The organism is Pseudomonas sp. PS01301 (assembly GCF_029960215.1).
GTDB lineage: Bacteria > Pseudomonadota > Gammaproteobacteria > Pseudomonadales > Pseudomonadaceae > Aquipseudomonas > Aquipseudomonas coleopterorum.
In genome coordinates, this window is the sequence record NZ_JASCPM010000155.1 from 1 (window position 1) to 255 (window position 255).

The 255-nt window shown below is 62.4% G+C and carries 1 protein-coding gene; it reads right to left on the bottom strand.

Annotation, left to right across the window (positions count from 1 at the left end; translation table 11 throughout):
- Window positions 1–32: 32 nt before the first annotated feature.
- Window positions 33–255 (bottom strand): PIN domain-containing protein (locus QMX89_RS22845; protein WP_349013138.1); only part of this gene is annotated, 223 nt, incomplete at its 5' end.

A 255-nucleotide genomic window follows, 5' to 3' on the forward strand; every position in this document is an offset into this window, starting at 1 on the left:
TGCTCTTGAGTCAGAAAACCGACCGGCATTGATCACAGCACCTCGACGCAGAACACGGCGGGCGTGACGATCCGCGTGCGTTCGATGTGCCCGCGTTGCAGCAGGCCGGCGCGGCGATCACCGGTTACCAGGTAGTCCGCATCGCCCGCCAAGGCCATGGCCAGCAAAAACGAGTCATCCGGATCATCGGCTTCGACCTCGATGGTCAGGCGCTCCAGTACCACAGCCCGTTGCAGGTTATTGATCATGGCGCCC